The organism is Maledivibacter halophilus, from assembly GCF_900167445.1.
Classification (GTDB): domain Bacteria; phylum Bacillota; class Clostridia; order Peptostreptococcales; family Caminicellaceae; genus Maledivibacter; species Maledivibacter halophilus.
This window is the reverse complement of record NZ_FUZT01000013.1, coordinates 100,055-113,998: the sequence shown is the minus strand read 5'-3', so window position 1 is coordinate 113,998 and position 13,944 is coordinate 100,055. Positions and strand designations below refer to the sequence as shown.

At 31.7% G+C, this 13,944-nt stretch carries 11 protein-coding genes; 1 reads left to right on the top strand and 10 read right to left on the bottom strand.

Annotated features, from left to right (window positions below):
- Window positions 1–70: 70 nt before the first annotated feature.
- The 6 genes from carA to B5X81_RS21360 form a co-directional block, all read right to left on the bottom strand.
- Window positions 71–1,126: a glutamine-hydrolyzing carbamoyl-phosphate synthase small subunit gene (gene carA / locus B5X81_RS21385; RefSeq protein ID WP_079494755.1), complete on the bottom strand. Its 1,056-nt coding sequence runs from the start codon at window positions 1,124–1,126 to the stop codon at window positions 71–73.
- A gap of 404 nt (window positions 1,127–1,530) precedes the next feature.
- On the bottom strand, window positions 1,531–3,057 hold the full coding sequence (locus tag B5X81_RS21380) for a putative glycoside hydrolase (protein WP_139380426.1): 1,527 nt from the start codon (window positions 3,055–3,057) through the stop codon (window positions 1,531–1,533).
- A 488-nt stretch (window positions 3,058–3,545) separates the two neighbouring features.
- A complete protein-coding gene (locus B5X81_RS21375; protein ID WP_079494753.1) occupies window positions 3,546–5,027 on the bottom strand; it encodes a L,D-transpeptidase family protein in 1,482 nt (493 codons plus the stop codon).
- Between the two features lie 301 nt (window positions 5,028–5,328).
- The gene (locus B5X81_RS21370) at window positions 5,329–6,225 is read right to left on the bottom strand and encodes a nitroreductase family protein (RefSeq protein ID WP_079494751.1); all 897 of its coding nucleotides are present in this window, start codon (window positions 6,223–6,225) and stop codon (window positions 5,329–5,331) included.
- A gap of 117 nt (window positions 6,226–6,342) precedes the next feature.
- Window positions 6,343–8,049 carry a methyl-accepting chemotaxis protein gene (locus B5X81_RS21365; RefSeq protein WP_079494749.1) on the bottom strand — a complete coding sequence of 569 codons (1,707 nt, stop codon included), beginning with the start codon at window positions 8,047–8,049 and terminating at the stop codon, window positions 6,343–6,345.
- A gap of 186 nt (window positions 8,050–8,235) precedes the next feature.
- Window positions 8,236–9,135 (bottom strand): fumarylacetoacetate hydrolase family protein, encoded by a 900-nt coding sequence (locus B5X81_RS21360; RefSeq protein WP_079494747.1) that lies wholly within the window; start codon window positions 9,133–9,135, stop codon window positions 8,236–8,238.
- A 242-nt stretch (window positions 9,136–9,377) separates the two neighbouring features.
- Here B5X81_RS21360 and B5X81_RS21355 point away from each other — a divergent pair, with 242 nt between their 5' ends.
- Window positions 9,378–10,784 carry an MBL fold metallo-hydrolase RNA specificity domain-containing protein gene (locus B5X81_RS21355; RefSeq protein ID WP_079494745.1) on the top strand — a complete coding sequence of 469 codons (1,407 nt, stop codon included), beginning with the start codon at window positions 9,378–9,380 and terminating at the stop codon, window positions 10,782–10,784.
- Between the two features lie 92 nt (window positions 10,785–10,876).
- On the opposite strand, the gene B5X81_RS21350 is transcribed toward B5X81_RS21355, so the two are convergent.
- From B5X81_RS21350 to dhaL, 4 genes are all read right to left on the bottom strand, one after another.
- Window positions 10,877–11,194, bottom strand: a complete 318-nt coding sequence (locus B5X81_RS21350; protein WP_208985115.1) for a VOC family protein — start codon at window positions 11,192–11,194, stop codon at window positions 10,877–10,879.
- A gap of 95 nt (window positions 11,195–11,289) precedes the next feature.
- The gene (gene lsrF / locus B5X81_RS21345; protein WP_079494743.1) at window positions 11,290–12,171 is read right to left on the bottom strand and encodes a 3-hydroxy-5-phosphonooxypentane-2,4-dione thiolase; all 882 of its coding nucleotides are present in this window, start codon (window positions 12,169–12,171) and stop codon (window positions 11,290–11,292) included.
- A gap of 11 nt (window positions 12,172–12,182) precedes the next feature.
- The gene (locus tag B5X81_RS21340; RefSeq protein WP_079494741.1) at window positions 12,183–13,181 is read right to left on the bottom strand and encodes a dihydroxyacetone kinase subunit DhaK; all 999 of its coding nucleotides are present in this window, start codon (window positions 13,179–13,181) and stop codon (window positions 12,183–12,185) included.
- Between the two features lie 85 nt (window positions 13,182–13,266).
- The gene (dhaL, locus tag B5X81_RS21335) at window positions 13,267–13,887 is read right to left on the bottom strand and encodes a dihydroxyacetone kinase subunit DhaL (protein ID WP_079494739.1); all 621 of its coding nucleotides are present in this window, start codon (window positions 13,885–13,887) and stop codon (window positions 13,267–13,269) included.
- Between the last annotated feature and the right edge of the window lie 57 nt (window positions 13,888–13,944).

Below are 13,944 nucleotides of genomic sequence, written 5' to 3'. Positions count from 1 at the left end.
TTGTACAAGCAAATCAAATTTTTTTCTAAAATATAACTCTCGATATAGGAACTAGCTCAACGAGTAAAATTTATATCATTTTTATAAATTCTTCAAACAAATATGCTGTGTCCTGAGGGCCTGGTGAAGATTCAGGATGAAATTGAACACTAAACAATGGTAAGTTTTTATGTCTTATTCCCTCTATACTTCCATCGTTAAGATTGATATGTGTTATTTCTATTTCTTCTTTGTTTAAGCTTTCCTCTTCTACCACATAACCGTGATTTTGTGATGTTATATAGACTCTATCCTTTAACAAATCCTTTACAGGATGATTTGTTCCTCTATGACCATATTTTAGTCTTGTGGTTTTCCCACCAAGGGCTAACGAAATCAATTGGTGTCCTAGACATATACCAAACATTGGTTTCTTGCCAATTAGTTTTTTGATATTTTCAATTATTTCCGTTAATTCTGAAGGATCTCCCGGCCCATTGGATAAAAAAATACCATCTGGGTCATCTGCAAGAATTTTCTCAGCACAGGTTGAGGCAGGATATACTGTCAGCTCAAGTTTTCTTTTCATTAGAGAATTAAGTATATTTTTTTTAATGCCGAAATCAAGGACTGCAACTTTGGAAAGTACTGGCTTCAGATTGTAGCAGTATTTAGTAGTTACCTTGTCTACAGCTCTTTTATTGCTAAAACTATCTATCTCTTCTATGTTTTTATTATTACTTTTTTCATCTATTATTATTTTTCCTACCATAGTTCCTTTATCTCTTAAATACTTTGTTAAAGCCCTAGTATCTATATCCTTTAATCCTACAATCTTATTTTTAAAAAGATAATCATTTAATGCTTCTGTTCCACGCCAATTAGAAAATTTATCATATATTTCCCTTACAATAAATCCTTTAACCTTAGGACTAAAGGATTCTGAATCATCATCGTTAACTCCATAGTTCCCAATTAATGGATATGTCATTACTACAATTTGACCATAATAGGATGGATCAGTTAATATTTCCTGATATCCAGTCATACCTGTATTAAACACGACTTCTCCTACTGTTTCATTAGTATGACCAAAAACTTCTCCTTCAAAAATTGTTCCATCTTTAAATAATAATTTACCCTTCATCAAATTCTCCCCTCTAAATTGAATTTAATACAGTTCCTTCCAATGTATATATAATTACTCTCATGTATAAGTTTCCTAAATATACTAAAAAGGGTAGAATTTATTCTATATGAATAATTTCCACCCGTAAGGCACAATTTATGTATAATTAATATAACCCATGTATAATTATACATTTTTAACTAAAAAATTTTCCGCTTTTTCGCACCTTGCTGGCCTCACGGGACCGAACTTAAAGGTATATTTAGTTTTTTCTTCTATTTATGCTATCATATAAACAGGACGGTGTCAACAAAAAATCTTTTTTTAACTTCTGTATATTTTTACATAAAAACACCCCTAGCTCTACTATTAAAAAAGAAGCCAATAATTAAATTGACTTCTAGCTTTATAAAAAATATAATTTATTTTACTCCATCTTCTGAATAGCTATTTCCAGGATTCCATAATAGATATTCTTTTACTCCATTGTCTTCTAGGGCTTTAATCTGTGCTTTAACTTCCTTAGCACCATATCTTATATGACCATCTACCCAAGTTGCAGTAAAATCTTGAATCCAAGGTCTTATTATTGCTGGAGTTTCTATGTTTTTGTTTCTCGTTACTGAGTCCTTTGTACTACGATATACTGTCTTGTATGGAGCAGCATCTGGTACCGGTAAACCATATACCCTTTCTCCGTAATGACTAGGATACATCATCGGTGATATATAATCAACCACATTGCTTATGGCTTCCCAATATTGACCAAGTCCCATATCGTCACTAACTGAACCAACTAAACCATATACGTCTGCAGAAATATAAACCTTGTGGGGAGATAATTTCTCCTTTGCATATTTTAGATATCTTTGAATAGTTAGTGGTTTAGACTCTCCAAGTTTATTTCTATAGTCTAAATGCTTATCTAGCTTCCCGCCATTTGATGCTGGAAATCTAACATAGTCAAATTGTATTTCGTTAAAACCAACTTCAGCGGCTTCCTTTGAAACGCCAATATTATATTCCCATAATTGTCTGTCATGGGGTGAAACCCAAATTATACCGTCTCTGTTGGTATAGGGCTTACCATTACTCTTATATACAATATCTCTATCGGGATTTCTTTTAGCATATTTAGGATCCTTAAATGAAACGATTCTAGCTATAGTATATATATTATTATCCTTAAGCTTTTTCATAAAAGCTTCTATATCTTTAATAGGAACTTTTTTATTTGCCTCTGGAGAATACTTTTCTGCTGCCTCAGTTGCAAAAAGCATGTTGCCACTATCATCTTTAACATCGATAACAAAGGTATTAATATTAGTTTCTTTTGCCATTTCTATAAGTTTATCTATTTTTTTTCCTCCGGCAGAGTGAATAGTAACATATACGCCTTTAACCTCTACCCTTGGATTACCTTCATATTCTTGTTTTTCTTGGGGAGTTAAGTCTAGTTCTTTGTAGCCTTCACCTAAAAGCTCCATTCTATCTTTAACTGTGTATTTTGCAGATATCCACCCTTCTTTTGGGGTTCCCTCTTCTTCAAATCCAATTTTATACCAGGTAATTTCACCTGCTTCATTTAACTGTTTATCTAAAATTTTTACAGAAGATCCCTTCATTATTTTACCAATAATTTTTCCATTGGGACTTCCTTCAATTCTGACATTTAATCTGCTGGCACTTATATATACTTTATCTTCTTCCTCTACATCATTTTTTTCTTCCACATTCTCCACCGGCTCTTTTTCATCTTCTGTGCCTTCATTTTCTTCGCCCTGGGACTCTGCCTTGTTATCATTATCTCCATCTTTATTACTATCTACAACATCTACCTTCCCATCATTTGTATTTCCTGCAGGCATTGTTTTCTTACCACAGCCTGATAAGCCGATGGAAACTATAATAATTACTGCTAAGACCATTATTGATATTCTTTTCAGCATTCTGCCACCCTTTCTTATAGATTTCCCATAGCAAAACTTAATTTATGAATATCAAAATATCCAATATTTCTGTGGATTTTTGATGTGTATAAATTGATTATTTTGCTAAAATATCTATATTTACTATCTCTTAAATTATAACATGATTATTGTTTCCTTTGAATAATTAATTAGAATGAAATTTTTACTATATAACCCCTATATAGATATACGCCAATAAAACTTAATAAAGGAAGCAGTCTCTGAGGTTTTCTTTTGAGCGATTTTTATAAACCTGTTTATACTTTTGGTTATTCAATTTAAAACAGGTTTATTACATGAGCCAAAAGAATTCTCAATGGCTACGACCGCAAATTAAACTTTTAAGAGCGCACGTTTATATTAAGAATAGTTAAATTTATCTATTATAACTGGCAAATTGAATATTTGGTTTTAAATGTAATTTAACTCGTTATGCTAGTTCTCATAGCGGAAGTTTTAACATTTGTTTATTCTATCACTATAACAGCACTTTTACCAATTTCCACCCAGTCATATAAAAATTTAGCATGGCTGGTATAATTCCTTACACATTTATGGGAACGAGGAATGCTGCCAATAGTATAAAGATATTCTTTGATACCAGGATCAATTCTTTCATCTTCTACAATTTTAAAGTTTACTGGAACGCCATGTATATAGGCCCCACCGTTAAATCTAACTGCATAGGGGGCATAGCCATCTATTTCTCTAGTTTCATCATGAAGGTATAAAAATCTATCCCTGGTTTGTATAACCATATAATATCCCAATGAAGTTTCTTCTTTGTATTTACTTTTTGCACCGGTAGTTGCAAAAACATAGGAGATAAGATTCCACTTTCCATCCCTATATTCAAAAACTCCTTGATTTTGATTTTTCCTATCCACAACTACTGTTTTTGTTAAATTTTTAATTGAATTCCACGTAGTTACGAATTTTTTTGGTATCCAATATTCTCCTTCAAAATTTAGTGTTCTGATTTTAAAATAATCACCCTTTTGATCCAATATTGTGACTAAGGTTCCATCAGATATATATCTAAATTCTGAATCCTTTTGAGGCTTGAGATAAGCTGGCGCTGCTTGATATCTTTTTATGCCATAATCATCAACAGTCTTTCCTTTATAAAGGGGTGCTCTCCCATTTCTATCCTTATAATTAGATATATAAGCTGTTTTATGATTATCTACTTCATCTTTTAACTTATTTATAGATTCTTCCATTTTATCAAATTGAAACTTTCTTGGCTCTCCAAGCAGTCCGAATACATATCCATATTCTATTTTGTCATTGTTTTTCCAAAATACCCTATACCATCTATCGCTATTATATTTTTTAATATATTGCCCCTTTACTTCTTTATCTAAATTTAATTTTTCATAAACCAATGACTTCTTTACTATCCTAGACTCAGTAGTAGGCTTTTCTCTAACATTTATATTCGACCCCAATACAAGAAAATAATCATGGCTTGTAGGATACTTATCATACTTTATGTCCAAATTAATAGTTGAAGGTAATTTAGTATCAAATGTATTTAAAATAATATATCCATCTTCTGTTTGTTCTTCTTGTGGTTGTCCTTCTTGCTGTTCTTCTTTTATATCTTTAGCTTCATCCTCTTTACTTGGAAGCTCTTCTATTTCGTCTTGTTCATCTTGCTTTTCCTCTTCCACCTCTTCCTGTGGAACTAATACATCTTCCTCTGTTTTATGTTCTTCTTCTGCAATTTCAGTTAAGTTCTCATCCTCTTGTAAATCTGAAGCATTTACATCCTCTTCTATATCTCCATTACTACTCTTTTCATTTTCTAATTGCCTATTTTCATCAATTAGGCTTTGTACTTGATTATCAGCAGGTAAAGTATTATTTGTATAAATAGCCTCACTTTGTGAACAACCACTTATAAGAAATGTAACCATAATCAATATAATTACTTTTTCCTTCATTGAATCTTCCCCTTTTATTAATATAAAACCTCATAAATTCCAAATTTAATTCTATAGATATTCCAGCAAAACAATTAATTCATACAAATTAAAAACATCCATTTTTCTAGGATTTTTTCAGATGTATAAATTGACCTTTCATTTTGTTTCACTATATATATTAAATATTAGCTAATATTAAGTATAAAGTGGTTACAAAAAATTTACAATCAATTTATTAAAATTTTCTATTTTTGTTTTTAATTTTAAAATTATTTATCATTATATGAAAAGCTATGGTGAAAAACCATAGCTTTTTTGATTAGATCTTATAACATCCAGCTATAAAATAATTTTCCGGTATATTATATTCATTGTCACAGTTTCTTATTACCCATTTTCCAGGAATTCCTGATTCATGAATCATAAGCTCAAAGTACAACATTGCTATTCCCGCTTCAATTTTTGCTATCTTTTCTGAAACCATCTCATCTTTGCAAACAGCCAATACAATTTTTTCTCCTCTAATTATAAACTTCCATGGCTGCCTATTGCCCCAGGATGGTGCTAATCTCATATAATAAAAGGACTCTGCTATACCTCTATCTTCTAGCTCCTCTACAGTGGCTTTTTGACCCCAATTATTTAAATAGGTAATATCTTCGATGGACTTTCTTCCACTAATAGGAGCATCTGTATATTTAACATCTATATTTGAATAACCAAATTCGGTTAATGGAGATAGGCTTTTACCTTCTGTATCATACACGCCTCCGACTTTTCTTTCTTTTTTAGGGTATCCAATGGTAAATAATCCTATAATTTCCTGATCTTTTTCAATGCTTAATATTTCCTTTACCTTATCCATATTTTTTGAAACCTCTATCCAACAGGTGCCAAGTCCCAGCTTAGTAGCCTCTAAAACAAGCTTTTCTCCTATATATCCTGCATTTTCCAGATACCCATCTTTAACCTCTGAAGTAATATAAATATAATGGGGTGCCTTAATAAGCTTACCATAATAGCCAACTAAGCCATCTAATTTTTCATACAATCCTTTACCGTCCTGTATAAATCCAAAATTTATCTTTATATCATCTGTCAATCTTTTTTTATTAGTAAAATCATTCAATAGATCATTTATAACATTTTCCTCAACTTTTTTACTCTTATACTCCCTTACGGATCTTCTTTCCTTAATAATTTTATTAATTCCCATTTACTGATCCTCCTAACTCTTTTTATATATAATATATACACCCTTTTCATTATGTATAAACAATATAGATTTTATAAAAGGAAATGGCCACTAACCATTTCCTAAGGCTACATAAAATTATAATTTGAATTCTTTTATTATATTCCTTAGCTTATCCACTAAAAAGCCTAAAGAGTTGGCGTTTTCATTAATAACTTCCATAGAACTACTTTGCTGCTGTACTGAAGCAACTGTTTCTTCAATCCCTGCAGAATTTTCTTCTGATATAGCTGCTATCTGCTGACTTGAACTGCTAACAGATTTACTATTTTCACTTATTTCATTTAAATTATCACAAATGTTCCTTATTTTATCTGCCATTCCTACAACTTGATTATTAATCTCTTTAAAGGAATCAGCTGTGGTCTCGATTTGAATAGATCCTTCATCTACATACTTATATCCTTTCTCCAGGGTCTCAGTCATTAAGCTGGATTCACTTTGAATGTTCATTACAATATTTGTAATTTCATTAACTGACCTTGCAACCTGCTCTGCTAATTTTCGAATTTCCTCTGCAACTACGGCAAAACCTTTTCCTGCTTCACCAGCCCTTGCAGCTTCAATAGCAGCATTTAATGCTAAAAGATTAGTTTGTTCAGCAATATCATTGATCACATGAACTAACTCAGATATATTTTCTGAATTCTTCTCTAATCTCTTGACTTTTATCACCGAATCTTTGAAAATACTATTTATATCCTTCATCTTATCTATAGAAAGCTCCATCTGTTGATTCCCTTTACTTGCAAATTCTAAAATCTCATCTGATGAACTTTCTAATATACTACCATTCCTATTGGCATTTTGTATTAATTCTGCAAGTCTTCCTATAGATACTGCTATATCATTAGCAGAATTAGCCTGCTCTTCAGCTCCACTAGCCATTTCTTCCATTGTTGCTGATATTTGTTGACTTCCTTCTTTTACCTCCTTAGATACCTGACTTAAGATATCCTCTTGCTTACTAATATCTTCAGAAGAACCGTTGATTTCTTTAATTATAGCTTTCAAATTATCAAGCATTTGATTCATTTCCTTTGATAATTCTCCAATTTCATCTTTACCCTTATATTTAATTTTTTCTACTGTTAAATCACCATTTGCAATACCCCTTGACATTTTGATGATCTTATTTAAATTAAAGGTAATTCGTTTACTAATAATGATAATAATACCTGATCCAATTATTATAACTGCTATAAGACAAATTGCTAAGGCACTAATTGCTCTTTTAACAATTATACTGGTATTATCTATACTTTTATAGCGGTCTAAATTTACTTGCTCCCTTAGTTTTTCAAAAACTCCAAAAGAACTCTTACTAATAGAAGATATTTTAATATTGGCTATAATAGCATTACGTTGGTCATTTTTTTCTAAATAATTAATAACATCTTCTTTAAATATTTTGTTCATATTTTCATTATTAGTTGTAACTATATTAAATAAAAATTTTAATTCTTCTGTATCTATTATAGGTTCTATCTCATTCTTAAGTTCAATAAACTCCTTATCGTAACTATCATATTCTTCAAGTAAAGACTTAGTACCCATAGAAATATAATCAGAAACCACAACGTTTTTAGCCTTTAATAAATACGCCATCTGAGTTATGGCTACAGCTCTTTCTCCCGTTTTCTCTATATCTTTTACAGATTCTTGAATATTTAACAAAATACTAGCAATATAACCTGAAGCTATTACAAATAATATAATGATAATTAGTAATACTGTTCCATACTTATAGCCTATTTTCATATTTCTCCATCTAAACAATCTCAATTTATGCCCCCCCTATTACAGTAATATATTATTAATTATAAACCAAATTTTGTAATATTTCATGGATTTTTGTAGATTTTTTGATTTATTAGTACTTTTTACTTATTTTTAATCTTTAAGTTAAAAGAGGGGCAAAAGAAAATTTCTATATGCTTTACAAAGGATAATTGTTTAAATTTCCTATAATTATTCTTCAAATTTATTAGTTAAGGATCCTATACCTTCTATATAACATTCAACAATATCCCCAGGTTTTAAAAATTTAAAAGGTTTAAATCCTAAACCAACACCAGCTGGAGTACCGGTGATGATTATATCTCCAACCTTCAACTTCATTCCCTTAGATAAATCACTAATTATATAGGGTATATCAAATATTAGATTTTTTGTGTTAGAGTTTTGCCTAACCTCCCCATTTACTTTACTCATAATCTCCAGCTCTACTGGAAAAGGAATTTTACTCTTATGAACAATATATGGTCCCATTGGACAATGGCTTTCAAGACTCTTTCCTTTAAACCATTGTCCATGTTTTCTTTGAATATTTCTAGCCGATACATCATTTATAATTGTATATCCAAATATATAATCCTCTGCTTCTTCTTTCTTGATATTAATTCCATCTTTCCCAATTACAACTGCAAGCTCCACTTCATAGTCAACCATATCTGTTATTTCTGAGTGATTTAAAATAATATCCCCATCTCCTATAGCTGGAGAGGCTATTTTGGAAAAATATATAGGGAATTTAGGTATATCTTCTGTTCCTCCTGGAAGGCCCTGAGTCTCTTTTGCATGATCAATATAATTTTTACCAAGGCAAATGATATTTCTCTTTGGGTAAGGTATTGGAGCACAAAGCTTTACATCACTTTCTGGTATCCCTTCAAAATTATTATCTTTTATTACTCTTTCCATATCTTTTATTAGATCAGCATCTGACATTTCAATAAACTCATTCATACTTTCAGGACATTCTCTATCCATATGCTGAAATATTCCCTTAATAGAAATAATCTCCTTGGTTTCCTTTAAAAAAACACCTATATCTTCAGCCTTATTGTATTCATATGTTGTAAAATACATAATCCACTCTCCTTTTTTTAAATTATTATAATTGAATTTAGGGGATAAATATAAAAAACCCCCTTATAAAAACTGACACAACAGGTTAAATTAATATTTCTATATAATCCTTTTAAATCCTTCTAAAGATAATCAATCTTAAAACATAATTTATATAGATTTAAGTATCACTCAAATGGGTAAATATTATACGATTAGGAATATTTTAAACTATGATTAAAACATGATTGGAGTGACTAATTATGAAAATAAGCTTTTTAGGTGCAGCTAATGTAGTAACGGGATCAAATTACCTAATAACAACAGATAAGTATAAATTCATAATCGACTGCGGACAATTTCAAGGTAATAAAGAACTGGAACAGCTTAATAGTAAAGACTTCAATTTCAATCCCTCTGAAATAGATTTTATGATATTAAGTCATTCACATATTGATCATAGCGGTAGAATTCCAAAACTTGTTAAGGAAGGTTTTAATAAAAAAATTTATAGCACCAGTGCAACTAAGGATTTATGCGAAATTCTCCTACAGGACAGCGGCCATATACATGAAATGGAAACTGAATGGGAAAATCGTAAAAGGCTGAGAGCCGGTCTTCCTACAATAGAACCTCTTTATACCTCAGAAGATGCCTTAATCAGTATGCAGTATTTTAACACCATACCCTACAATGAGATTATCCATATTAATGAATCCATTAAATTACGGTTTAAAGATGCGGGTCACCTTCTTGGCTCTACAATAATTGAATTATGGATTAAAGAAGGTAATGATGAAAAAAAACTAGTCTTTTCTGGAGACTTAGGGGTAAAGAATAAACCTATATTGAAAGATCCTGAGTATGTGGATGATGCAGATTATTTAATAATTGAGTCAACCTATGGTAATAGCCTTCATGAAAATGCAAAGGAAAGAATAACAAAACTAGTAAATATCATACTTGAAACTACAAAAAATGGCGGCAATGTTATAATACCTAGCTTTGCCGTTGGAAGAACTCAAGAAATCATATATGAATTAAATAAATATTATGACGATAAAGAAAAGTACAAGGAATTCATTAATATACCTGTTTATATTGATAGTCCATTAGCTATATCCGCAACAGAAATATTTAAAAAACATACTGATTGCTTTGATGAAGAAGCTAAGAATTATTTACTCACAAATGATGACCCCCTTGATTTCTTTAATCTACAGTTTACTCGTTCATCCTTAGAATCTAAAAAAATCAATACATCCCTTGATCCTAAAATAATAATTTCTGCCAGCGGAATGTGTGATGCCGGTAGAATAAAGCATCATTTAAAGCATCATCTCTGGAAGGAAAAGACCAGTGTTATTTTCGTAGGATATCAGGCAGAAGGTACCTTAGGGAAAAAAATTCAATCAGGTGCTAAAATGGTTAAAATTTTTAATGAAAATATTAAAATTAATGCACAAATTCATTCTATAGAAGGATTTTCAGGCCATGCAGATATGAATGATCTTATAGACTGGCTGAGACATTTTGAAAAAATGCCTGAAAAGATTTTTGTTGTCCACGGAGAAAAAGAATCCACAACTAATTTTTCCAATCTAATAATTGAAAAGTTTGGGATTGACACAATAGTTCCCAATTTAAATGAAACTATTGAGTTAAACTAATATTCAAAAACAAAACTTTAAAATAATATTACACACCTTTTAAAGGGAGTATCTCAGTATAACGAGACACTCCCTTTAATCTATCTTTGTATCTATTCCTTTTCTTCCATCAGTTCAAATACTACCCCGTCTTTAACAATAAAAGCAATTTTTATATTTTTATCGGCATCAAAGGGTTCAACAATTATCTTTGCTCCTTTTGCCATTTCCTCTATACTATCTACTTTATAAGCAACATGGGGATTATTTTGCATAATTTCAGGTAATGGAGTATCTTTCTCATATCGAAGATACTCAAATTTAAGCTCATGATCTTCTGGATCTGTTACATAAACCTTTAAATTTTTTAAATATATCTCATTAGGTTGCTTATTTTTTATAGGTACTCCTACATGCATAAATTTAGCCACCAAGAATCTCCCCCTTATTCATACATAATTATTACAATATATGCTTAGCTAGTTTCACAAATTCTCATATCATAATAAATTTTTTACAGCCCAAATTATTCATCTCTTTTTAATGAATTATATAATTTGAAAGCTTTTTCTTGATTATATCCCTCATGTACAATACTCCTTATTGCCCTGAGCATTGCCTTTGGATTTTCTGCCTGGAAAACATTTCTTCCCATATCTACTCCCGCTGCACCCTCTTGTATAGCCCTATAAACAATTTCCAGTGCTTTGTCCTCTGGAACCTTTTTACCTCCTGCTATTACAATCGGAACAGGACACGCAGCAGTAATCTTCTCAAATTCCTGGCAATAATAGGTCTTAATAATATGTGCTCCAAGCTCTGCTATTATTCTAGTGGCTAAAAGAAAATATCTAGTTGTACGTTCCATTTCCTTACCAACTGCCACAACCCCTAAAACTGGAATTCCATACCTGTTACCCATATCTATTGTATTAACAAGATTACTTATAGTCTCACATTCTCCTGAAGCTCCTATGAATACTTGAACTGCCATACAACTTGCATTCATTCGAATAGCATCTTCAATATCAACCCCTATGACTTCATGACTCATATCCTCTTTTATTACTGAACTACCTGCGGTACAACGTAATGCTATTGCTTTATTATGATTAGGTAATATTGAAGATCTAAGGCCTCCCCTTGTTGCCATTAAAACATCTGCATATTCTATTAAAGGAGGAATAGATAAATCTAATCTCTCCAAACCTGCTGTTGAACCCATCATATATCCATGATCAAAGGCCAGCATAACTGCCTTCCCCGTTTTGGGATTAAATATCTTAGATAAACGATTTTTCATTCCCCAGTCAACGTGATCCATGCCCTTAACATGAAAATACTGCTTTGGGGTAGGTATCCCTATACCATAATTCTTTGCCAAAATATTTCCATCCTTATCTGCCATCAGTTTTCCTCCTATCTTGTGAGGTATGGAGTCCTACAAGGAGCATTCCAATAATCCACTAATTCTTCATCCATTCTCGCTATAAACATTTGAAATCCTGCCATTTCCTGAACAGTAAGAATTTCGCCTACGGCTCTAGCAACAATCTCTATACCCTTTTCTTCTAAGTACTTATGACATTTTCTATAAACGATTAATTGTTCCATGAGGGTTGTGGCTCCAGTTCCATTGATAATAACCATTATTTTTTCTCCTGATTTAATATCCAAATCCTTTAACAATTTATCCATCATAATTACTGCTACTTCGTCGGCAGTTTTCATCTTCATGCGTCCCCCACCGCCTTCACCATGCTGTCCCATACCAATTTCTATTTCATCTTCTCCTAATGTAGAAATCACACTTCCCGTTGCAGGATGAGTAGCTCCACGTGCTGCAACAGCCAATGTTGCACTATTATCTGCAAATCTTTGAGCTATAGCAGCAACCTCTTCTAAGGACTTTCCTTGTGATGCAGCTGCACCAGCAATCTTATAAAGTGGCACACATCCCACTAATCCCCTTCTATCCTCTGCTCTCTCTCTAGGTGCATTTGATATGTCCTCCTGTGTAACAACCTTCTTGACATTAATTCCTTCTTTTTCCACTAACTTCATAGTCAATTTGCCTGTAAGCATATCCCCTGCATGATTAAGTACAACAAATAGTACACCTTTACCCTTATCTGCCATTTTAATAGCTTCAATACAAGCTTGTGGTCCTGGAGCAGCAAAAATATCTCCTGGAACTGAAATATCAACCATACCTTCTCCAACAAAACCACTTAAAGCAGGCTCATGTCCCGTTCCTCCTAGAGTTACAATTGTAACTCTATCTGAATTTTTTAGCTCTTTATTTACAACTAGCTTGCTATCTGTCAATTCAATAATATCAGGATTAGATAAAACAAGTCCTTCTAAAAGCTCTTGTGTCAAATTCTCAGGATTGTTAATGAATTTTTTCATTTTCATATGAAACTCCCCCTTTTATTATAAAAAATCACTAGGACTACAGTCCTTGATTTAAATGACACCTCATATCACAAAACAGTTCACATTACAGACCTTGGGCAAAACCTATAAATAGTAATGATAAAGATACTGCTCCAGGGTCTTTATGTCCAATACTTTTTTCCTTTAAGTTTTTAGCTCTCCCAAATTTTGCAATATATTTAACTGTATTATCTGATGCTTCTTTTGCCACTTTAGCTACTTCCTTTAACATCATAGGAATATCTGCATCTGAATTTTTAATATTCTCTACTACAGGAATCAAAACATCCATCATTGTCTTATCTCCTACTCTAGCATCTGATATTTCTTCCATAGCCTCTAAAGCAGAAATAAACATCTTCTTTAATACTGTCTTATCAACTTCTCTTTCATTCTTTAGTCCATTAGCTAGACCTATAAATAATGTTCCCAATAAAGGTCCCGCAGAACCGCCATTGGCCCCCATGATTTTCCACCCAATCTCCTCTAATATTTCCTTAATACTAAGTTTGCTATCATTCCAATTTTCAATAGTGCTTTCCATAATATTTGCTATTTTATTAACTGTAACTCCATGGTCTCCATCGCCAACTATTGAATCAAGTTCAGATAACATCTTAGAATTTTCTTTTATTAAGTGGGCAGAAGCCATTAAAATCCGTTTCCAATCTGAAGAGTATAACATATGTCACACGCCCTCCTATACATTAGTAACATAATTATAACATTTGTAATAACAATT